Source organism: Holophagaceae bacterium (assembly GCA_016720465.1).
Lineage (GTDB): Bacteria > Acidobacteriota > Holophagae > Holophagales > Holophagaceae > JANXPB01.
Window position 1 is genome coordinate 68,823 of record JADKKO010000002.1, and the last position, 22,215, is coordinate 91,037.

17 protein-coding genes are annotated in these 22,215 nt (G+C 65.0%); 8 read left to right on the top strand and 9 right to left on the bottom strand.

The annotated features are described in order from the left end of the window. Positions 1 to 205: 205 nt before the first annotated feature. Complete coding sequence (locus tag IPQ13_04670; protein ID MBL0210195.1) at positions 206 to 1,582, bottom strand: CPBP family intramembrane metalloprotease; 1,377 nt, start codon at positions 1,580 to 1,582, stop codon at positions 206 to 208. A 41-nt stretch (positions 1,583 to 1,623) separates the two neighbouring features. Between IPQ13_04670 and IPQ13_04675 the strand changes: the two genes are divergently transcribed. Further along, a complete protein-coding gene (locus IPQ13_04675; GenBank protein ID MBL0210196.1) occupies positions 1,624 to 2,019 on the top strand; it encodes an acyl-CoA thioesterase in 396 nt (131 codons plus the stop codon). Beyond that, complete coding sequence (locus IPQ13_04680) at positions 2,016 to 2,762, top strand: hypothetical protein (GenBank protein MBL0210197.1); 747 nt, start codon at positions 2,016 to 2,018, stop codon at positions 2,760 to 2,762. Before IPQ13_04675 ends, IPQ13_04680 begins: the two co-directional genes overlap by 4 nt. A gap of 45 nt (positions 2,763 to 2,807) precedes the next feature. On the opposite strand, the gene IPQ13_04685 is transcribed toward IPQ13_04680, so the two are convergent. From IPQ13_04685 to IPQ13_04695, 3 genes are all read right to left on the bottom strand, one after another. Continuing rightward, positions 2,808 to 3,179, bottom strand: coding sequence for a metallopeptidase family protein (locus IPQ13_04685; GenBank protein MBL0210198.1), 372 nt, complete (start codon positions 3,177 to 3,179; stop codon positions 2,808 to 2,810). Between the two features lie 144 nt (positions 3,180 to 3,323). Then, entirely contained in the window at positions 3,324 to 5,498 is a 2,175-nt protein-coding gene (locus tag IPQ13_04690) for a cytochrome b/b6 domain-containing protein (GenBank protein ID MBL0210199.1), read from the bottom strand. Between the two features lie 55 nt (positions 5,499 to 5,553). Next, positions 5,554 to 7,446: a cytochrome b/b6 domain-containing protein gene (locus tag IPQ13_04695; GenBank protein ID MBL0210200.1), complete on the bottom strand. Its 1,893-nt coding sequence runs from the start codon at positions 7,444 to 7,446 to the stop codon at positions 5,554 to 5,556. A gap of 316 nt (positions 7,447 to 7,762) precedes the next feature. Here IPQ13_04695 and IPQ13_04700 point away from each other — a divergent pair, with 316 nt between their 5' ends. Next, positions 7,763 to 9,178, top strand: a complete 1,416-nt coding sequence (locus IPQ13_04700) for a NapC/NirT family cytochrome c (GenBank protein ID MBL0210201.1) — start codon at positions 7,763 to 7,765, stop codon at positions 9,176 to 9,178. 79 nt (positions 9,179 to 9,257) lie between these two features. Here IPQ13_04700 and IPQ13_04705 read toward each other — a convergent pair whose 3' ends face one another. After that, positions 9,258 to 9,509, bottom strand: a complete 252-nt coding sequence (locus tag IPQ13_04705) for a hypothetical protein (GenBank protein MBL0210202.1) — start codon at positions 9,507 to 9,509, stop codon at positions 9,258 to 9,260. Between the two features lie 438 nt (positions 9,510 to 9,947). Here IPQ13_04705 and IPQ13_04710 point away from each other — a divergent pair, with 438 nt between their 5' ends. From IPQ13_04710 to IPQ13_04725, 4 genes are read left to right on the top strand one after another with little or no spacing between them, the layout of a single operon-like run. Continuing rightward, positions 9,948 to 10,730: a 4Fe-4S dicluster domain-containing protein gene (locus IPQ13_04710; GenBank protein ID MBL0210203.1), complete on the top strand. Its 783-nt coding sequence runs from the start codon at positions 9,948 to 9,950 to the stop codon at positions 10,728 to 10,730. Continuing rightward, complete coding sequence (hybB, locus tag IPQ13_04715; protein ID MBL0210204.1) at positions 10,727 to 11,890, top strand: Ni/Fe-hydrogenase cytochrome b subunit; 1,164 nt, start codon at positions 10,727 to 10,729, stop codon at positions 11,888 to 11,890. Before IPQ13_04710 ends, hybB begins: the two co-directional genes overlap by 4 nt. A gap of 4 nt (positions 11,891 to 11,894) precedes the next feature. Continuing rightward, positions 11,895 to 13,421, top strand: coding sequence for a HAMP domain-containing protein (locus IPQ13_04720; GenBank protein MBL0210205.1), 1,527 nt, complete (start codon positions 11,895 to 11,897; stop codon positions 13,419 to 13,421). A gap of 9 nt (positions 13,422 to 13,430) precedes the next feature. Further along, the gene (locus tag IPQ13_04725; GenBank protein MBL0210206.1) at positions 13,431 to 14,561 is read left to right on the top strand and encodes a response regulator; all 1,131 of its coding nucleotides are present in this window, start codon (positions 13,431 to 13,433) and stop codon (positions 14,559 to 14,561) included. 12 nt (positions 14,562 to 14,573) lie between these two features. Here IPQ13_04725 and IPQ13_04730 read toward each other — a convergent pair whose 3' ends face one another. The 4 genes from IPQ13_04730 to nadA all read right to left on the bottom strand — a co-directional run bounded on the left by IPQ13_04730 (position 14,574) and on the right by nadA (position 19,548). Continuing rightward, positions 14,574 to 15,968 carry a 3-deoxy-7-phosphoheptulonate synthase gene (locus IPQ13_04730; protein MBL0210207.1) on the bottom strand — a complete coding sequence of 465 codons (1,395 nt, stop codon included), beginning with the start codon at positions 15,966 to 15,968 and terminating at the stop codon, positions 14,574 to 14,576. A gap of 29 nt (positions 15,969 to 15,997) precedes the next feature. Next, a complete protein-coding gene (locus tag IPQ13_04735) occupies positions 15,998 to 16,690 on the bottom strand; it encodes a response regulator transcription factor (GenBank protein ID MBL0210208.1) in 693 nt (230 codons plus the stop codon). 281 nt (positions 16,691 to 16,971) lie between these two features. Continuing rightward, positions 16,972 to 18,546 carry a HAMP domain-containing histidine kinase gene (locus IPQ13_04740; protein ID MBL0210209.1) on the bottom strand — a complete coding sequence of 525 codons (1,575 nt, stop codon included), beginning with the start codon at positions 18,544 to 18,546 and terminating at the stop codon, positions 16,972 to 16,974. Positions 18,547 to 18,552: 6 nt separating this feature from the next. Beyond that, positions 18,553 to 19,548 (bottom strand): quinolinate synthase NadA, encoded by a 996-nt coding sequence (gene nadA / locus IPQ13_04745; GenBank protein ID MBL0210210.1) that lies wholly within the window; start codon positions 19,546 to 19,548, stop codon positions 18,553 to 18,555. 319 nt (positions 19,549 to 19,867) lie between these two features. Here nadA and IPQ13_04750 point away from each other — a divergent pair, with 319 nt between their 5' ends. After that, a complete protein-coding gene (locus IPQ13_04750; GenBank protein MBL0210211.1) occupies positions 19,868 to 22,021 on the top strand; it encodes a glutamine synthetase III in 2,154 nt (717 codons plus the stop codon). Positions 22,022 to 22,215: the final 194 nt, after the last annotated feature.

The window sequence follows — 22,215 nt, forward strand, 5'->3', positions numbered from 1 at the left end:
CCCGTTGCGCCTTGGCCAGCGCTTTCCTGGCCAAGGCGTTACGGGCCCTTATGTCGGCCGCAGGCCGACGCGATGGATGATACTCCGAGGGAAATCGAAGGCGTTACGGGCCCTGATGTCGGCCGCAGGCCGACGCGATGGATGATGCTCCACGCAAAATCGATGGCATTACGGTCCCTGATCTCGGTCGCAGGCAAAGGCCGACTTAGGTCAGGAAGAACCGCATGAACAGGAACACCCCTCCATTCCAAAGCCCATGCACCAGGATGGACGTGAGCAGGTTTCCCGTGCGGAGCACCGCGAGCCCCAGCACGATGCCCAGCGTGGAAAGCGTGGGCAGCGCGGTGGGCTGCAGGTGGATGAGGCCGAACAGCAGCCCCGTCGCCACCAATGCCATGAGCGTGCCTCCGCGCAAGGTCTTCCATTGATGGCTCAGCCATGGGAGCAGGAAGCCCCGGAACATGAGCTCTTCAAAAAAGGGAGCCAGCACGGCGACGGTCAGGAACAGGAGCGGAAGCGCGAAAGGGCCGCGGGTTTTCGCCACCAGATCAAGAAGCTCCTTTTGCGGCGGTTGGGCGGATTTCAGGAAGGGGCTCATCAACAGCGCCACAGCGAGCACCGAGGCCATGGCCAGGGCCAGGAAGCCGATGCCCCAGGCCAGGCTGCGGGCATGGGCGCCTGGCGCCACCCGGCGCAGGAGCTCGCGGAAGGTGATGCCTTCGGCGGAACAGAGGAAGGCCACCCCGGCGACGGCCTGGATTCCGTAGGCCAGGGGCAGGGCCACGGGTTTCAGGAAGGGCAGGGCCGCCAACAGTGGCGCCACGACGAAGCCTGAGCCCATCTGGATCGTGAGCCAGCCGAAAAAGACCAGCAGGGCGGCCCGGGGACCTATCGCGTAGACCACCGGGGAGAACCGCCGCGGGATCTTCCGCGTGATGACCAGCATGACGGCAAAGCCGAGACCTGCGAACGCCAGCAGCAGCACAGCGAATCCCGCCATGCCGAACAGCAGCACACGCCCCATGGCCAAGGCTTCGGCTTCCTTCCGCAGCCGGGCACCATCCTGCCCCTGCTTCTCGGCCCATCTGGCCTTCAGCAACCGGGCGCCATAGTCGCCGCCCAACGCCTGGGAAAGGACCGCCTGCTCGCCCTGGCCCAAGGCGGGGCCATCCGCGTAGGCCCAGGCCCAGCCCTGGCGGAAGACCGCGCCCGGGCCCGGCGGCGGGGGGCCGCCCAGCGCGAGGTCGTGCGCGGCGGCCCGGTCCTTCGCATCGCCGGATTCGGCCAGCAGCACCGAGAGCATGGCCTTGTCCCATGGATCATCCAACCGCTCCTGCAGTTTCGAGAGCCCGCCCTTGAAAACGCCGGCCCCCTTGCCGAGTTTTTGTCCAAGCGCCTGGACCTCCGCCACGCGGCCCAGCAGCCCCACCTGTTCCGGGGGCCTGACCTTCGCGATGGATCGGGCGTGGATATGGACCATCCCAAGGAGCGCGCAGATGAGGACCAGCACCGCGATGAGCGGATCCGCCCACTGACGGTCGGGGTTCCAGGGACCTTGCCGGGTTTTTGATGAAGGATCCATGGCATAAGGATGACTGAGATAGGCTCATTCGAGGAGATTCCATGGCCTACACCCATTCCATCGAGGTGCGTTTCCGGGATCTGGATGCCCTGGGGCACGTCAACAACGCCGTGCTAGTGACCCTCATCGAACAGGCGCGGTATTACTGGTGGCAGGGTTGGCTGGGGGAACGGCCCTTCGAGGCGGAAGGCTTCCTCATCGCCCGGATCGAGGTGGACTACCGGCGGCCCATCCGCCTGAGCGACGAGGTCCGCGTGCAGCTCCGGTGCATCCGCATCGGAAACACCTCTTTCGATCTTGTGTACCGCGTCTTCCGGGCCCAGGACCAGCTGCTGATGGCCGAGGCCAGGACCGTCCAAGTCATGCTCGACTTCAAGACCAACCGCCCGACTCCGATCCTGGACGCCACCCGGGCCTGGCTGGAGGGACAGGCATGATCCTCGGCACCGGCCTATTCATCGAGGGCGCCGTGGAACGCCGGGCGCTGGTGGCCCGCCTTGCGGATGGGCGGGTGGCGGACCTCAACCGCATCGAGCAGGCCCGCCTGCGGAAACTGGGGGAAGGCCAGCCCGAGGGGCTGGCGGATGCGCTCGTTCCGCCCAGCCTGCGGAGGCTGCTGGAGGGCGGCGCCCGCGCCTTCCAGCGGGCCAAGCAGACCCTGGCCTACGCCGAGAAGTGGAACCAGCGCGGAGACCTGCCCGCCTGGCTCGCACCCCCCACCGAATCCGTGGCCTTGCTACCCTGCCTGCCGCGGCCCATCCAATTGCGGAGGGCCGACGGCACCCATCGCGACCGGTTCCTGGTCAAGGGGCCTGGAGCCAGGATTTCCTCCCAACCGCAAATCATGCTCGGCGTGGTGGGCGGATTCGGCGAAGCCCGGGGATATTGTCTCGCGGCGGAGGATGGGGAGTCCACCCTGCTCGGCGCGTGGATGGCGTTGGAGCTGCCGGCCGGCCACCTGGAATTGCGCGCGGACGGCCATCGCCGCAGCGTCGGGCTGGATGCCTGGGAGCACCTGGAACTGCCGCCGCTCCGGTCCGGAGAGGTGATGCTGCTGCCGCCCCCGCGGCTCAAATCCTTCCCGGCCCTGGAGCCCGGCGCGCGCCTCCAGTTGTCCTGGCCGCTGGAAGAGATGACGCTCATCCTCGGCGAGAACCTGCCCCACCCGACCTTGCAGTGAGCCGTTGCGAACAGCCGGGCCCAGGGGCCGTCAGGATTCCTGATTTCACCCCCATCCCAGCTCGGAGAGACGGTCTTCCCCGATGCCGAAATGATGGGCCACCTCGTGCAGGACGGTGGTGACCACCTGGTCGCGCAGCTCTTCCAGATTTTCGCACTCCTCCAGAAGGGCTCCCCGGTAGAGCGTGATGCGGTCCGGAAATGCGGCGGGGTCATGGGTGCGCTCCGTCAGCGGAACGCCGGTGTACAGCCCGAAGAGGACGTGGCCGTGCCGTAGGCGCAGGTCGCGCACGACCTCGCGGCGCGGCCGCTCCTCGATGACCACCTCCACATTGTCCAGGTACTCGCGGAAATCCGCTGGAATCAGGCCCAGCGCTTCGGCCACGAATTCCTTGAAGACCTCATCCGGCACATCCATCCACAAGCTCCGATGCGATTTCCATTCTGCTCCTATGCGAAGCAGACCAGGCAGACGGGAATCGAACCGGCCCGCTCAATCAAGAAAAGGCGCCGGCAGGGCCGGCGCCTTTTATCTTCTGGATGGCCTCGATGCCTTGATGGGTCAGTGGGCGAGGCGCGAGGTCATGGCGTAGATGATGAGCAGGAGCAGCACGACGCCCAGGCCGAAGAAGATGTACCCGAAGCTGCGGGCGATGCCCTTCCAGGCCTCCCATTCATCCTTGACCCGGAAGCTGTCCAGGCGGCCTTCGGCGAGCAGGCGGTCATACCAGCGCTTGCGCTCGTGGAGCAGTTCGCTCTTGGAGACCCTGCCCGAGAAGATGACCGTGTCCATGGGGAACTTCTCCAGCCGGAAGTGCGTGTTGAAGAAGTGGACGGTGAAGATGAAGCCCGCCGCCAGCAGGGCTTCGTCGGAATGCACGATCAACGAGACATTGATCATCCATCCGGGCATGAAGCGGCTGAAGAACTCGGGGAACCACATGATCATGCCCGATACGCCGATGGCGAAGACGCCCCAGAACACGGCGAGGTAATCGAACTTCTCGAAGTAGGTCCACCGGTCGAACTGCGGCTTCGGTCCCTTGCCGAAGAACCACTTGTTGTGGTCGACGAGGTCCTTCAGGTCCTGCTTGGTGGGGATCATGGAATCCGGATGGCTCATGGCCTTCCACAGCCGGCTCAGGGCGATCTTCCCGGTCTCGGGGTCGCGCATGTAGCCGCGGTTCTTCCAGAAATGGACGAGGGTGTCGCTGATGTGGAGCGCGAAATAAAGGAAGGTGATGACCGCGCCGAAGTGGTGCAGGGTGCGGGCGACCTGCGGACCGCCCAGGATCCCGAACATGGTCTTCGCCCAGTCCGTGTAGTAGAACTTCAGCGGCATGCCCGTGAGCACCAGGAGCAGGAAGCTCGTGACCACCAGCAGGTGCAGGAACCGCTCGAAGGGCTGGAAGCGGGTGAACTGCTCGTCGTCCTTGGCGATATTGATCTTCGCTTCGCGGAACTGCTTCGAATCGTGGCGGTACAGCCAGATCGACCGGAAGAGCCAAAGCAGCGTGTGCGCGCCGAAAACGGTGAAGGTTCCGACGAGGAGCGTCGTCATCACCAGGAAGACCCAGTAGAGCTGGGGATAGTTCTTCCGGTCCAGCGGGTTGGCGTGGGGCGCGTACCTCGTGAAGCTGGCATTCGCCTTGGGGTGGCATTGCTTGCAGGTCTGGACGATGTTGGCCGCGGAGAGCCTGGAATTCGGGTCCGAGGCGCGCATCACATCGTGGTGCCCGTGGCAGTCGTAGCAGGCGGCCACATCCCTCGCGGCGTTGGTCCTTCCCAGGGCCATGGCCTTGCCGTGGTAGGTGTCGCGGTAGTGCTCCAGGCGGTCCGCATGGCACTTGCCGCAAGTCTGGTCCGCCAGCGATTTGAAATGCCCGCTGGTGGGTGTCTCGATCTGGTGGGCCGAATGGCACTGGATGCAGACCGGACCCCGGGGATCGCCCTTGGCCAGCAGCTGGCCGTGGATGCTCTTGTTGTAGATCTCCTCCACCTTGACGTGGCATTTGCCGCAGGTCTTGGCCACATTGGCGTGGTTGATGGGCGAGCTGCGGTCCACGGTGCGCTTGATGTCGTGGACCCCGTGGCAGTCGTTGCAGCTAGGCGCCACGATGAGGCCCTTCTTCAGCAGGGCCTGCCCGTGGATGCTCTCCTGGTATTGGGAGCCCACCATCGGGTACTTCATCTTGTATTCCTCGGTGAGGTTCTTGTTGGCGTGGCATTTGGCGCAGGTCGTGGGAAGGTTCATCTTGTAGACCGGCGAATCGGTCTGCTTCACGGGGCTGATGTAGTGGTTCCCGTGGCAATCCGCGCAATTCGCGGCGGCTGACGAGCCCATGGCCTTGCTCATGCCGTGGATGCTCGCCCCGTAAATCTTGGCTTCCTCGGTGTGGCAGCTTCCGCAATCCACCTTCGGCGGCGGGTTGCCATCGCCCGGATGGTCCTTGTTCATGCCCCCATGGCAGCTCTTGCACGTCAGCGAGGCGTGCACGGCCTTGCCGAAACGGTCCGCGTCCACGAACAGGGATAGGGTGGTCCCGTTCGGCCCTTCCTTGGTGAAATCCTTTTCGCCATGGCAATCGAGGCAGCTTTCCTTCGCTTCCTTCGCCAAGGGAGCGCCCTGGAGCGGCGCCAGTCCCAGCATGCAGCTTGCGAGCAGGGCGAGCGCGAGGCTCCCCCTGCGCCGCCTTATATCGGGGCGGCCTTGGAGGTCTGGACTGGTTCGGGTCATGGCATGGTCCTGTGGAATGGTGGGAATTCAGTAAGGTGGAGGTTCGCGGTGCGGTTCAGGCTTCAGGGTTGTCAGAGTCGACCTCGGGTTCGTCGCCCTGCTTTCCAAGGGTCTTGCGGTAATACTCGGGCCGGGTTTCGCGCACGTGGTCCCCAGACGTATTCCCCGTGATCCAGGCCTTGTCCATGGGATAGACATCCGGGTCGAAGATCACCAGGTACCAGTGCCAGACCAGGATGGAGAGCGTGGCGAGGATGGCCTCGTACCAGTGGGCGGCGGTGGCCGCGTCCAGCACCCATTTCGGGAGGTGGCTCAGGCTCCAGTTCTCGGCCCAGAGCAGGAAGCCCGTCACGGCCATCACCACCGTGCCCCACATGAAAGCCCAGTACTCCATCTTCTCGGGGTACCCGAACATGCCGAAGGTGGGCCGGGTCTTGGTGAGGCCCAGGTTGAAACGGAACATGTTGAAGATGTCCTTGGCGTCCTGCCAGCCGGGCAGCAGTTCAGGAAGGATCACGCGGTCGCGCTTGACCATCACGAGCTGGACCAGGTGGAACAGCGTGCCCGCGGAGATGATGATCGCGGCGATGCGGTGGAGGAGCCCCCGCAGGTCCGGGGAGAAGAAGGAGAAGAACTTGACCCAGGCGGCTTCGGGGTATTTCAGCGCGAAGCCGGTGGCCACCAGGGTGATGAAGCTCACCACCACCATGCCGTGGCCGATGCGGAATTTCAGGTTCATGCGCGGGAACTGTTCGCCGGTGCCGTTGGCATGCCTTCCGCGCCGCAGCTTGGCGAAGAAATCCAGCCCGTTGTGCAGCAGCATGAACCCGATGGTGAGCGGGATCAGCCACAGGTAGGTGAGGCGGATCCATTTCACGGAGACGTGTTCGCTCATGCTGGCGGAGCGCACATGCACCGGGCCGATGGCGAAGCGCTGGCCGACGCCGGGGTGGCAGCGCCCGCAGGTCTGGCCGAGGTTCTTGGGATTGATGGTGGAACGCGGATCCGTGGAGGCCAGGATGTTGTGGATGCCATGGCAGGAGGCGCAGTTGGCGACGGTCTGGGATCCGCCCCGGGAGGCGAGGCCGTGGAAGCTGTCCTGGAAGCTCGGCAGCTTGTCCTGGGCCATGTTGTAGCGGGCCGCCAGGCGCTCGTCCGCATGGCAGCGGCCGCAGGTCACCGTGGAGACCCGGGCGGGATTCACCAGGGAGCCGGCCTCGGCGGGGGCCAGGAGGTTGTGTTCGCCGTGGCAGCTCGTGCAGTCCGGAGCGCCCTTGGAACCGGCCTTCACCGCGACGCCGTGCACGCTCTGGGAATACACCTCGAGCACATCCGAGTGGCACTTGCCGCAGGTTTTCGACACGCGTTCATGGCCGGTTCCGGATTTCTCGTCCTTCCCCGAAGTGATGTTGTGGCCGCCGTGGCAATCGGAGCAGGAGGCGGCGTTGTTGTCCCCACGCGCCACCGCGCGTCCGTGGACGCTCAGCCGGTAGGCCTCGACAGGCTTGGCGAAGGGGATCTTGTGGCGCGCCAGGAAATCGGGGTTGGAGTGGCAGGCGCCGCAGGTGTCGGCCATGTTCTTCTTGGCGGTTTTGGATGCCGGATCGCTGCCGGGGAGGATCTCATGCGGAGCGCCGTGGCAGGAGGTGCAGCTCGCCGAATCGGCCATCCCGCTTTTCTTCGCGCTGCCGTGGATGCTCTTGGCGTACTCCTTGGCCTCGTCCGCGTGGCAGGCGCCACAGTTGACCTTCGCCGGTTTGTCCGCGTGGGGAAGGGTGGCGATACTGCTGTGGCAGTCCCGGCAGGCCAGGCTTCCGTGGATGCTCTTTTCGAATTTTGGAAGGTCGAATTCGTGGCATTCGGCGCACTCCTGGCCCTTGGGCCGCGGCGCCGCGGATACTGCCGTACACAGGATCAGCGAGAGCGTGCCAGCCAGTGCTAGGGACATACGTGCCTCGAGGTGGGCCACCATCAAATCGAATCCGCGAGGCCCTCGGATCCCATTCTGCTCGTCGCCGGATTCCTGTCCAGGAGCTAGGCCCGATGCCCATCCAGTTGTGACCAAGTACCGGCTTAGGTGTTGTGACTTGTTTTGCCGGGGCGCTGGCCGATCCAGGTGCCGTTGCAAAAACGGGGACCTTTGTGTTCCGCCCCCGTGGCATCCATCACAACTCCTCCGCGGCGCCGGGATCTTGCCGCTTGGCAGAGGCCGGATTGCCCTATGCTGATCAATGTTGAAACATGGACACAAGGAGGCTTTCTTGATGAAGAACCTGTTCGCCAAGGTCTCGCGGAACCCGATAAGTTTGGCGGGCGTGGTGATCACCACCATCAGCGCGATCATCTTCCTGACGCTGTTCGCCATCGAGCTGGTGGGCTTCAGCGGCGGCCCCTACGTCGGGATCATGGCCTTCCTGATCGTCCCTGCCTTCTTCGTCGGCGGCCTGCTTCTCATCCCCTTCGGGATCTGGCGCGCCCAGCGCAAGGCCAAGCTCGCGGCGGAAAAAGGCGAAGAGCCAGAACCCGACAACTTCCCGGTCATCGACCTGAACATGGTCCGGGTCCGCAAGACGGTCCTGATCTTCGCGGCGCTCACGGTCATCAACGTGGTCATCGTCGCCACCGCCACCTACAAGGGCGTGGAAGTGATGGGCTCCACGAAGTTCTGCGGCACCGCCTGCCACAGCGTGATGGCGCCGGAATTCACCTCCTACCAGCGCTCCCCCCACGCGCGGGTGAAGTGCGTGGAATGCCACATCGGCTCGGGCGCGAGCTGGTTCGTGAAATCGAAGCTCTCGGGCTCCTGGCAGCTCGTATCGGTGCTGTTCAAGCTCTACCAGCGGCCCATTCCGACGCCCGTGCACAACCTCCGCCCCGCGCGGGAGACCTGCGAGCAGTGCCATTGGCCGACCAAATTCGTGGGCGACCGCCTGAAGGTCATCACCAAGTTCGACGAGGACGAGAAGAGCACGGAGAAGAAGACCGCCCTCCTGCTGCACGTGGGCGGGAGCATGGGCTCCACCTCCCGCGGCATCCACTGGCACGTGGACCGCGGCGTCCGGGTGAGCTACGCCTCCGATGAGAAGCGCGAGGTCATCGGCGATGTGGAGCTGACGCTGCCCGACGGCACCCGGCGGCTTTACAAAGCTTCCACGCCGCTCGCCAACCCCGTGAAGGGCATGCGGGCCATGGAATGCGTCGATTGCCACAACCGGCCTTCGCACATCTACCGGCTGCCTGACGAAGAGGTGGACACGGCCCTCTTCGAAGGCCGGATCGACCGCACGCTGCCCTTCATCCGCAGGGAGGCCGTGAAGGCGCTCAAGGCCGACTACGCCTCGCGCGAAGAAGCCCAGGCCAAGATCCGCCAGGCTCTCCAGGGATTCTATTCGTCTTCCTACCCCGAGGTGGCGAAGCCGAAGGCCCAGGCCATCGAAGCGGCCGTGGCGAGCGTGCAGGGGATCTACAATTCCAATGTCTGGCCCAGCATGAAGATCGCCTGGGGCGCCTACCCGAGCTTCCTCGGACACACCGTGGCGACCGGCTGCTTCCGCTGCCACGACGATGAGCACAAGACCGACGATGGACGCAAGATTTCGCAGGACTGCGCGCTTTGCCATTCGGTGCTGGCGCAGGACGAGGCCGACCCGAAGATCCTCCAGGACCTGACCCACCCCTGAGCGGGGCTTCCACCGGCACCACGAAAAGCGGCGCGGAATCCATCCGCGCCGCTTTCTTCGTCAGGCTTTGTGATCCGGACTATTTCTTGAAGTCCTTGAGCCAGTTCAGGTCGATCTTGTCGGCCTTTTCTTTGGTCTTCCGGTCCATCAGGAACTTGCCCATGGCGGTGAGGTTCTTGGCGTCGTTCTTCTCGCCGGCGTGGCAGGACTTGCAGTTCTCGACGGCTTTGAATCCGAGCTTCTGGGCCTCCTTGACCCAGGGCATTTTGGCCGAGGCCGGCAGGGCGCAAGCGAATGCTGCGACGGCCAGCAGTAGGGTGGAACGGCGCATGGCGCCTCCTTGATGAGAATGGTCCCGGGGGAATCCCGGGGCCGGGGTTTTGGAACAGTGCGGAGGAGGGCGGACGCGCGGCGCGGTGGTGCCTCGACGCCAGGGACATCCGCGCGGAACGCCCTCGCCCCCATCCCAGCTTCTGGTGCACGAGCAGGGCGGAGGACGGAAGAAGCATGACCCAGTCCTCGGATCCATTCCAATGACCCTGATCACAAATCAGCGGGCCGGCAGGGAGATCCAGGTTTTTCGGTTGGCAGGTCGGGACCCCGATCCATGGGATTCCGGAATGGAAATCTTCGATGGAGTGATCAACCTCACACTTTCAGACCCAGGGGGTCCAATTGAGCGTGTTTCGGTTGACTCTGCCGGAAGGTGGGTAGAGCTTTCCATAAAACGTCCTGGTGAATCACCGGATGTTTTCTAGCAGGAGCGTCCGTGACCGTAGGACTCCTTTTTGACGCGACCCGCTGCATCGGATGCGGCGCCTGCGCTTCGGCGTGCAAGGAGCAGAACAAGCTCCCGGGCCCGGTCGAGGATGAGACCAGCGCCTACACCTGGACCACCGTCCAGCCTAAAGGGGACACCTTCGTGCGGCATCTCTGCATGCACTGCCTGGTGCCCACCTGCGCGTCCGTGTGCCCCGTGGCTGCGCTGCACAAGACGCCCGAGGGCCCCGTTGTCTATGATTCGGAAAAATGCATGGGCTGCCGCTACTGCATGATGGCCTGCCCCTTCGACGTGCCGAAGTACCAGTGGGACCGCGCGGTGCCCATCATCGGCAAGTGCATCATGTGCACCAGCCGGGTGAAGCAGGGGCAGCCCACGGCTTGCGCCGAGGCCTGTCCGGCGGGAGCGACGACCTTCGGCAGCCGGGCCGACCTCATCCGGGAAGCCAAGGACCGCATCCGGCAGAATCCCGCCGGGTACGTGGACCACATCTACGGGTTGACGGAGGCTGGCGGCACCTCGGTGATGATGCTGGCGAACCAGCCCTTCGAGAAACTGGGCCTCAAGGCCGCGCTTCCCGGCGAACCCCCGGCCATGCGCACCTGGCAGGTGCTCTCGAACATTCCGGACTTCGTCGCGGTGTGGGGTGTTTTCCTCTACGGCGTCCACTGGATCACCGCCCGCAGGGAAGCGGTCTCGGCCCACCAGCCTCCGCCCCGGAGTCCAGGAACGGCCAGCACGGACGATCCGCACACCGGGAGGCGCTCATGACCACCTCAGCCGTCCTGCCCGCCAAAAAATTCCGCCCCGGATTCTGGACCTTCTTTTTCGGGCTGGTCACCATTCCCTTCTGCATCGTCACGGTGCTGCGCTTCTACAAGGGGTTGGGTGCGGTCACCCACCTGAGCGACAAGTTCCCATGGGGGCTCTGGATCGGCTTCGACCTGCTCTGCGGCGTGGGGCTGGCCGCCGGCGCCTTCACGCTCACGGCGGCGGTCCATCTCTTCAACCTCAAGAAATTCGAGCCCATCGTGCGGCCGACGATCCTGACAGGGTTCCTGGGGTACATCTTCGTGATCACGGCCCTCATGTTCGACCTGGGCCAGCCCTGGCGCATCTGGCACGCCATCGTCTACTGGAACCCCCATTCGGTCATGTTCGAGGTGGCTTGGTGCGTGATGCTCTACACCACCGTCCTGGCCGTCGAGTTCGCGCCGGTGGTGCTGGAGCGCTTCGGATTCCACGCCCCGATGCGCATCATCCACGGCATCATCACGCCGCTGGTGATCGCCGGTGTCCTCCTCTCGACGCTGCACCAGTCCTCGCTGGGATCCCTCTACCTCATCGTGCCGTCTAAACTCCACCCGCTCTGGTACTCGCAGCTATTGCCGCTCTTCTTCTTCATCTCGGCCATCGGCGCGGGCATCGGCATGGTGATCCTGGAATCCTACATGAGCAAGCGGGCCTTCGGCCGCCACCTGGAGATGGACCTGCTGGAGCCCCTGGCCCGCGCCATGGTCGTGGCGCTGGGCATCTACGGAATGATGCGGCTGCAGGCCATCGCCCGGAACGGCGCGTTCAGCGCGATCACCGACTTCACCTACGAAGGCCGAATGTTCCTGGTGGAATTCGTGCTCGGCGTGCTGCTGCCTGTCGCGCTGCTTTCATTCCGGCGCCTGCGCACGGACCCCACATGGCTGGTGGCCGGGTCCTTCCTTGCGGTGCTTGGCTTCGTGGTCAACCGCTTGAACGTGAGCATCACCGGAATGGAAGGGGCCGCGGGCGTCCGCTACGTGCCTTCCTTCCCGGAAATCATCATTTCCGTCGGACTCGTGGGAATCGGGATGGCGGCGTTCGCGCTGGCGGTGAGGTACCTGAACATCTTCCCCGAGCAGGCGGTCCATGCCGAAGGGCGGCCAGAAGGGGGTTGAACGGATGCGCACGCGCATCGGGACGCGGATGATCCTTGGCGCCGGGCTGGTGACGGCGGCGGTGATCGGCCTCATGACCGCGTCCATCGTGCGCACCCACACGGCCCAGCTCGTTTCGGAACGGACCCGCAGCGCGAACCAGCTCAGCGAGTCCATCAAGAGCAGCACCCACTTCGACATGCTCGAGAACCGCCGGGACAACCTCCACCGGCAGATCCGGGCCATCGGAGAGCTCCAGGGCGAAGGAATCCGGAAGGTCCGCCTCTTCAACAAGGAGGGGCAGATCATGTTCTCCTCGGACAAGGCGGAGATCGGGACAGCCCTGGATATCCGCGGCGAGGCTTGCTACGCCTGCCACGCCGAAGGCCGCCCGCTGGAGAAGCTCGACATCCAGGCGCGGGCCCGCATCTTCCCGGCGGGGGACGGCACCCGGGTGCTGGGCATCATCAACCCCATCCCGAACGAGGCCTCCTGCTCTACCGCTTCCTGCCATGCCCACGATCCATCGAAGCGCGTCCTGGGCGTGCTGGACGTGAACGTCTCGATGGCCGAGGCCGATGCGGAAATCGCCCGCAGCCGGGCGATGATGGGAGCGCTCGGCGTGATGGCCTTCCTCGCCAGCAGCCTGATCCTCTGGTGGCTCAACCGCCGGCTGGTGCTGAAGCCCGTCACCGCGCTGCTGGAGGGAACGCGGCGCGTGGCGGACGGGGACCTGGCCACCACGATTCCCGTCATGGCGCACGATGAGCTGGGCGACCTGGCCACGGCCTTCAACCAGATGACCCATCGCCTGGCCGACACGCAGCTCCAGCTCACCCAGGCCGACAAGCTCGCCTCTGTCGGGCGCCTGGCCGCGGGCATCGCGCACGAGATCAACAATCCCCTGACGGGCGTCCTCAGCTACGCCTCGCTGCTGAAGAAACGCTTCGAATCCGACGTTCCAGCGGCTGAGGATCTGGACGTGATCATCCGCGAGACCATCCGGTGCCGCGGCATCATCCGCGGATTGCTGGATTTCGCGCGGCCGACGCCGCCTTCGCGGAAATCCACGGACCTGAACGAGGTGGTGCGCCACGCGGTCGCGGTGGTGATGAAGCAGCTCCAGATGAGCCACGTGAGCCTCGCACTGGACCTGGCGGAGGATCTGCCCGCCGCCTACGCGGACGCCAACCAGATCCAGCAGGTGATGGTGAACCTGCTGCTGAACGCCGCGGATGCCCTTGGTTCCGATGGCGGCGAGATCCGGCTTGCTTCCCGTGCCCACGGGGAGCGGCTCGATCTGATCATCGAGGACAATGGCCATGGCATCCCGGCCGAGAACATACCCCATCTGTTCGAGCCTTTCTTCTCCACCAAGGGCCACCGCGGCACCGGCCTCGGACTCGCCGTGACCTGGGGAATCATCGAGGGCCATGGCGGCACCATCGAGGTGCAGAGCGAGCCGGAGCGCGGTTCCCGCTTCACAGTCAGCCTTCCCCAAATGCCTCCGCCCGCCGCGGCGAAGTCCTCATCCGAAACCCTTCCCGCCTAGGAGGTTCCCATGACCGCCCTTCTGATCCTTCTGATGTTCGTCGCCTTCGCAGGCATCGATTTCCTGGTGCGCGAGAGCGCGCGGCGGCACCGCGCCAAGCGGGAACGGCAGGCCCGCGAGGCGGTGCTCAACCTGGCGCTGCGGCTGGATTTCACCCACGAGGCCAAGTCCCTCAAGCGGGTCGAGGTGGCCCATCCCAAGGCGAGGATCCTCGCCGTGGACGATGAACCGGTGGTCCTGGATTCCTTCCGGCGCATCCTGGTGCTGGAGGGCTACAACGTCGATACCGTGGAATCGGGGCCCGAAGCGCTGGGGCTGGTGCAGCGGAACGACTACGATTTCGTCTTCACGGACATGAAGATGCCTGAGATGAGTGGAGTCGAGGTGGTGAAGGCGGTGAAACACCTGCGCCCCGATGTGGACGTGGTGGTCATCACCGGATACGGGACCATCGAGACCGCGGTGGAGACGCTGCAATTCGGCGCTTCCGAGTACGTGCAGAAGCCCTTCACCGCCGATGAGCTGGCGGAGTTCGCGCGCAAGCTGCTGTTCAAGCGCGAGGCGAGGCTCGAAGGCCAGCGGCAGCCGACAGTGCGGGTCGTCAGCCCATCCATGGCCGAATCCATCCCCGCCAATGAATTCTGCGTACCGGGAGGCGCCTTCATCGCGCCGGGCCACACCTGGGCGCGCATCGAACCCAGCGGCCAGGTCCGCATCGGCATCGACGATTTCGCCCGCAAGGCCCTGGGGCCCATCAACGAAGTGGTCGCCCCCAGCCATGGCCAGACCGTCCGGCGGGGCGAGACGCTCTTCACCCTGAAGCACGGCGCCGAGGTGGCCCATTTCGCCTCGCCCCTCAGCGGCCGCGTGACCCTGGAGAACAACGGCCTGCAATCCGATGCGGCCCCGGTGATGGCGAGCCCCTACGACCGGGGATGGATCTGCATGCTCCAGCCCAGCGACCTGATCCAGGAATTGCCCGGCCTCCGGATCGGAAAGCCTGTGGTGGACTGGTACCAGGATGAGATCAGGCGGCTGCGGGAGAGCCGTGCCACCCAGACCTCCCAGGCGCCTGAGGCCGGCCACCTCGACATGGCCGCCTTCGAGCAGCAGTTCCTGGAACCCGCCGCCAAAGCCTGATCCTGGTTGGTATCACTGCCTCAACATCCCCGCGATGAGGAAGGCCATTTCCAGGCTTTGCGCCCCGTTGAGCCTGGGATCGCAGCCGGTCTCGTAGGCGCGCGGAAGGTCGGATTCCGAGACCCCCACGTTGCCCCCCATGCATTCGGTGACGGATTCGCCGGTGAGTTCGAAGTGGACTCCGCCCAATTGGCTGCCCTCCGCTGTGTGGATCTCGAAGGCCTGCCGCAATTCCGAAAGCACCGCTTCGAAATGCCGGGTCTTGAGGCCTCCGGCTGTTTTCACCGTGTTGCCGTGCATGGGGTCGCAGCTCCACAGGACGGTGTGCCCGGCGCGTTTCACCGCATGGATGAGGGGCGGCAGCAGCTCGCGGATCGAGCCCGCGCCGAAGCGGGTGATGAGGGTGACGCGCCCCGGTGTGTGGGTGGGGTCGATGAGCTGCAGCAGTTCCTTTAGCGCCGCCGGGGCGGAGGTGGGCCCCAGTTTCACGCCGATGGGGTTCTTGATGCCGCGGAGGTATTCCAGGTGCGCGCCATCGAGGCTGCGGGTGCGTTCCCCCACCCAGAGCATGTGGGCGCCAAGGTTGTAATAGCCTCCGCTCCGGGCCAGGGAGGAGAGGCCCTGGCGCGGGCTGCTTCCATTCGGCCCATCGCCTTCGTCGTTGGGGATCCAGCGGGTGAGCGCTTCTTCAAACGGCAGAAGCAGGGCTTCATGGCTGGTGAAGAAATCGATGCGTTCCAGTGCGCCCCGCTCCACGCCGCCCAGGGCCTCCAGGAACTCCAGCGACTCGCGCACTTCCTCCAGCACGCCCTGGTAGGCATCCGTGCTCGCCTGGTGCAGTTCCCAGCGCTCGGGATGATGAAGGTCCGCGAAGCCCCCTTCGATCAGCGCCCGGATGTGGTTCAGCGTGGCCGATGCGTGGAAGTAGGCTTGGATCATGCGTTCAGGGTCGGCCTTGCGGCCCTTCGGGCTGGGCTCCAGGGAATTCACCAGGTCGCCGCGGTAGACCGGCACCTCCACCTCCCGGCCGCCCACCCGCAAGCGTTCGGTGGCGCCGCTGCGCGGTTTCGCATACTGCCCGGCGATGCGGCCCACCCGCACCACGGGCCGCCGCCCGCTGTGGGTCAGCACCACGGACATCTGGAGCAGGACCCGGAGCTTGTCCGCGATGGCCTCGGCGTTGCAGTCCTTGAATTGTTCCGCGCAATCGCCGCCCTGCAGCAGGAAGCGCTTTCCCGCGGCGGCCTCGCAGAGCAGGGTGCGGAGCCGGTTGACTTCCTCGGGTACGACCAGCGGCGGCAGGCGGCGCAATTGCCCCAGCACCCGTTCCAGTTCCGAGGGGTTCGGATATTCGGGCTGCTGCGCGGCGGGCCGGGCTTGCCAGGAGTGGGGGTTCCAGATTGCCATGGTGGTGATTAGGCTAGCAGAGCAGCAGCCTAGGACTCCGGTTCCACGGGGGCGGTCCAGCGGTAGCCTTCCCCGCCCACGGTCGCGATCCAGGGCCGGCCCTCGTCCTCGCCGAGTTTCTTGCGCAGGTTGGCGATATGGACATCCACGGTCCGGGGCGTGGGCCTGGCATCCGCATCCCAGGCGAGGTGCAGCAGTTCGTGGCGGCTATGGGTGCGGCCGGGATGGGTGATGAGGATCTCCACCAGGCGGAATTCACGCGGCGTCAGGTCCAGGGTCTTCTCGTCCCGGACGACTTCGAGGGCCGGCAGGTCGAAGCGGAACGGCCCGCTCTTGAGGACTTGGGGGCGGTCCAGGGGCCTCGTGCGGCGCAGGATGGCCTTGATGCGGGCCAGCAGTTCCAGGACGGAGAATGGCTTCACCAGATAGTCGTCCGCGCCCAGGGAGAGGCCCTGGATCCGGTCCGCCTCGGCGCCCCGGGCGGTGAGCATGAGGACCGGCACCGGATCCTGGTGCTCCCGGAGCTGCTTCAGCACCTGGTAGCCATCCATCGTGGGCAACATGAGGTCCAGCACGATGAGGTCCGCGCGCTTGGCGCTGTGGGCAGAGATCGCTGCGCCGCCATCATCGACGGCGGTCACGCTATAGCCCTCGAAAGTCAGGTTGTTGGTGAGCAGTTGGCGGAGACTTGGCTCGTCTTCTACCACGAGAACGTGAGTCATCTGGGAAGCCTGATCAATGGATCAATGAACTTTGGATTGGATGGTTCAACGATACAGTCTCATGGACCGGGAATCCATGAGGAGGCTTCCAACCGAGCGGCGCGGCGGGGGGGGGGGGGGGGGGGGGGGGGGCCCCGGGGGGGGGGGGGGGGGGGGGGGGGGGCGCCCGGGGGGGGGCCCGGGGGGGGGGGGGGGGGGGGCGGGAGGACAGGACTAGATGTCCTGTCCGATCGGGGGGTAGTCCCCGAAGCGTAGGTCTCAGCGGCCAGAGGTCCTGGCGTTCAAGCGATGGGGATTTCCAGAGTGGCCTGGAAGCCCATGCCGGGGGCCGAGGCGAAGCTGAGACCCCAGCCTTCCTTCTCCGCGACTTGGCAAAGCAGGCTCAAGCCGAGCCCTTGGCCCTCCCGCTGGAATCCTTCCTTGCCTTGCTGCCGCAGCCGTAAAAACGGCTTGCCGATGGCTTTCAGCTGGTGGGATTCCAAGCCCTCGCCCTGGTCGGTGACACGCAATTGCAGGCGGTTCCGAAGGGGCGCGCTTTCGAGCAGGACCGTGCCCCTTCCATGGAAGAGCGCATTTTCGAGAAGGGTGAAGAGCGCGGAGCGGAGGGAGGGAAGGGGGGCGCGCCCCCTGGTTTCGTCCAGGCTCAGTTCCAGCCTCCGGCCCTCCGCCTCGAAGGCCGGCTGCAGGTCTTCCACCACATCCCGCAGCCAGTCCGGGTCCACTTCCACGACCGGCAGCATGTCGTTGCTGCCGCGGATCACGCGCAGCCCGTTCTCGATCATCTGCGTCAGGTTGTCCACCTCGCTGCCGAGCTTGAGCAGCTCCTCATCCGCCTGGTCCTGCGTCAAGCGGCCCAGGCGCAGGGTGTCGCAGCGGAATTTGAGGATCGCCAGGGGCGTCTTCAGGCTGTGGGTCATGCTCGCCATCCGGTCCGCATCCAGCAGGGCCCGTTTCTGGGAGCGGTGCCTCAGCCAGAATCCGAGGGCCACGAACAGGGCGATGGCAAAGCCCACGGCCCAGGCTGACCGGCGCATCCTCGCATACTGCGCCTTGAATTTGGCCGATTCGGCGGCGAAAGGAACGCCCACAAGATCCCAGCCCTCGCCCAGGTAGTCGCTGCCGGTGAGGATGGTGACCAGGGTTTCGTTGATCCGCGCCGGATCCACTTGCAGGCTGGGGTCGCTGCCCCAGGGCTGTTTGGGCAGGTTCCGGCGATCGGCGTCGGACGCGCGGCGGATCCCGACGCGCAAGGGCGCCTCGCTGCCGAAGACCTCCCTCAGGGCCTCCGTCACCTGCGGAGTGCCCGGGCGCCATCGCTTGATGACCATGTACTGGTCTCCGCGCACCACGCTGCTGGGAACGCGGGTGTGGTCGGGATCCTGGGAACTGGAGGGGGTCCATTGGGCGCGCGGATAGGTTTCGGCTTGGGCGATCCAGGCGCGGTACATCTGGGCGGTGGCGTTGTCCGGGGCCTTCACCAGGCGCCCCCCTTCGCGGATCCAGAGGGTGCGATTTCCCCAGCGGTCCAACACCGCCTCCACCAGCGGCTGCTTCTGGAGATAATCCAGCACCACAGGCTCATCTCCCCGCTCGAATTCCTGGAGCACGGGCACATCCATCCAGTGCTGCTCCACCCGGGCCATTTCGGGCAGATGCTGGTCCGCGTAGGCCTGGATGACTTCGAGCATCCGGTTGATGGCGAATTGCCTCGGCGCCCAGAAGAGGCCGTAGGCCAGGGCCGCGCCGGACAGGACGAGGAAGGCGACGCCGCCCCAATTCAGGATCCGCTGCGAGATGCTGGGCCCCTGCCTTCGGCTGCGGTACGGTTTGAACCGGGCGATCCGGCGGGTCCGCATCTGGTCTCAGCCCAAGGCCAACATGCGTTCCACGGGCATCAAGGCCCGCAGGCGGACGTCCTCGTCGAGCAGGATTTCGGGTTTCAGGTCCCGCAGGGCCAGATAGAGTTTTTCAAGGCTGTTGAGCTTCATGTAGGGGCACAGGGAGCAGTTGCAGCCGCTGTCCGCCGGGGCGGGAATCAACTCCGCGCCGGGCCGCCGCTGCCGCATCTGGTGGAGGATGCCGGCCTCGGTGGCCACGATGAAGGCCGGGGCGGAATCCTTCGCGACAAAGTTGAGCAGCGCCGCCGTGCTGCCCACGAAATCCGCCATTTGGGAGACCGTGGCGTCGCATTCCGGGTGGGCGATGAGCTTGGCCTCGGGGTGTTTCGCTTTCAGGGCCGCGATGCGTTTGGCGGTGAACTGCTCATGGACGATGCAGAATCCCGGCCACAGCACCATGTCCCGCCCTGTCTGCTTCATGACCCATTTGCCGAGGTGGCGGTCCGGCGCGAACACGAGCCGCTTTTCCTGGGGGATGCTTTCCACCACGCGCACCGCATTGGAACTGGTGCAGATGACCGTGCTCAGGGCTTTCACGCCCGCGCTGCAATTGATGTAACTCACCACTTCGTGATCCGGGTACTGCTTCAGCCACTCAGCGAACTGGTCCGCGGGGCAGCGATCCGCCAGGCTGCACCCGGCATCCATGTCAGGAATGACCACTTTCTTGCCGGGACTCAGGATCTTGGCGGTCTCCGCCATGAAATGCACGCCGCAAAAGGCGATGACTTCCGCATCGGTCCGGGCGGCCTGCTGGCTCAATTGCAGGCTGTCCCCGACGAAATCCGCCAGGTCCTGGATCTCCGGTTCCTGGTAGTAGTGGGCCAGGATCACGGCCTTGCGGGCAACCCGCAGGCGTTGGATCTCCGCTGCCAGATCAAGGCCGGGATCGATGCTCTCCAGGTCCGGGACATGGGAGGCATTCGTGGGGATGGAGGCGTAGGGCGCGCTGGTGTCCATGAATTAAAGTCTACTTCCCCTTCGAAAGAAAGGCCCGGACCCTCCGGCGAGGCTCATCATCCTGGAACGCCATGGCGAAGAGCACGCGCTCCCAAGCCAGCGCCGGTCCGCGGGGAAGCCGTTTTTGGAAGCTCCGCAATTCCATTAATAGCGCAAGGGCCCTGGGATCGGCCCTTTTCACCGGTTTGTCTGGTTTCTCAAGGCTTTCCAATCTATCCTGGACGTGGCGCTCTGCCGCACACGGGGCGTGTTCCACCGGGCTTTTTCGCTTGGCTTGGGACACGTATTTTTCAACCTTCATTAGGGCAAGGGGAATGCAATGGCCAAGGTTCAGGCTAACAGCGACTTCGATATCGTTCGTTTGGATCAGGTGAAGATCAGCCAGTACTTCGGTTGCAATACCTTTGGCGAGCGCACCATGAAGGAGCGGTTGTCCAAGGACAGCTACAAGGCCTTCAAGTCCGCGCTGAAAAAGGGCGAACGGCTCTCCTCGGAAGTCGCCCATGCGGTCGCCACGGCGATGAAGGATTGGGCCATGGAGCATGGAGCCACGCACTTCACCCATTGGTTCCTGCCCATGACCGGCGCCACCGCCGAGAAACACGATGCTTTCATCAGCTGGGACGAGCCCGGCCAGGTCGTGGAGCGCTTCAGCGGCAGCATGCTCATCCAGGGAGAGCCCGATGCGAGCTCCTTCCCCAGTGGCGGCCTGCGCGCCACTTTCGAAGCCCGCGGCTACACCGCCTGGGACCCCACCAGCCCCGCCTTCCTGATGGAGGGGCCGCTCGGCATCACCCTGTGCATTCCCACGGCCTTCATCGGCTACCACGGCGAGGCCCTGGACCAGAAAGTCCCGCTCATGCGCTCCATGGACGTGGTGAGCAAGGCCGCGGTGACGGCCTTGTCCCTGCTCGGCACCAAGGCCACCACCGTGGTCGCCCAGTGCGGTCCGGAACAGGAATATTTCCTGGTGGATGCCGATCTGGCCAAGCAGCGTCCGGACCTGCAGTTCGCGAACCGCACCCTGCAAGGCGCCCGGCCGCCGAAGGGCCAGGAGCTTGAGGACCATTATTTCGGTTCCATCCAGGCCCGGGTATTGGGCTTCATGCAGGAATCCGAACTGGAGTGCTTCAAACTCGGCATCCCGGCCAAGACGCGGCACAACGAAGTGGCTCCCAACCAGTTCGAGATCGCGCCCATCTACGAGGCCGCGAACATCGCTTCGGACCACAACCAGCTGCTCATGGAAATCCTGAAATCCGTGGGCGAACGCCACGGCCTGGCGGTGCTGCTGCACGAGAAGCCCTTCGCGGGCGTGAACGGCAGCGGGAAGCATGTGAACTGGAGCCTGGCAACGGACGAGGGCCACAACCTGCTGGAGCCCGGGCACACGCCTGAGGAAAATGTGCAGTTCCTTTATTTCCTGGCGGCGACCCTGAAGGGCATCCACCGCCATGGGGATCTCATGCGCGCGACCATCGCGTTCGCGGGCAACGACCACCGCCTGGGGGCCAACGAGGCGCCTCCGGCCATCATGTCGGTCTTCCTGGGCCAGCAGGTGAGCCGCGTGCTGGACGCCATCGAGGCCGGCGAGGACTTTGTCTCCCGCGGCAAGGAAAGTCTTGGGATCGCCAATTTCATGACCATCGAGAAGGACGCCACGGACCGCAACCGGACCTCCCCCTTCGCCTTCACCGGCAACAAATTCGAATTCCGGGCCGTAGGCTCCAGCCAGGCCATCGCCATGCCCCTGACGGTCATCAACGCCGTGGTGGCCGAGGCCCTGAACGAGCTGAACGAGCAGCTTGAAGCCGAGCTGAAGTCAGGCAAGGAGTTGAAAGTCGCCGTGCAGGCCGTGGTGCGCGGCGCCGTGCTGGAGACCAAGGCCATCCGGTTCGAGGGCAATGGCTACTCGGAGGAATGGAAGCGGGAAGCAGGCAAGCGCGGATTGCCCCATGCCGAGGATACGGTGGGCGCCCTCCTGGTCTGGGAGCAGGAAAAGACCCAGGCGGTCTTCACCAAATCCGGCATCCTGACCGCGGAAGAGCTCGAAGCGCGCACCCACATCCGGCACGAGCAGTACCAGAAGGCCCTCGGCATCGAGGCCCAGGTGCTCCGTGAATTGGCCGAAACCCAACTGCTGCCCTCCATCACCGCGGATCTGGGCGCAAGGGCCGGGGCCTTGGCCAAAATGGCCTCCGTGGGCCTGGAGGTGCCCGAATCGCTGAAGGCCGCCTTGCAGGTCCAGGCCCATCTTGCGGGTGTCGCCCAGGACCGCATCGAGGAGCTCCGCAAGCAGTTGGCCATCGCGGAATCCGTGGAATCCCTCCATGCGCGCACCGCGGTGTTCGGGCATCAGGTCCGCCACGCCCAGGATGAATTGCGGGATGTGCTGGACAGCCTGGAGGAGAGCTGTGACGCGGATCTCTGGCCGGTTCCGAAGTACCGCGAGATGCTGGCTCCGCTTTCTTGAGGTGGCGGGGCGCCATCAAGGACCCTTCATTGGTTCCTGAGGGTCGCTTGGTGTTTCGGAGGGAAGCGGCGATCCTTGAAGGGCAGTGCCGCGATCCGGAGGTCCGGATCGTTTCACCGCAACGGTTTATAGATTGAATTGAACCGGAGGGAAGAACGCGGCACTGGAGGCCGGGTAGGAATCCCACTGGAACC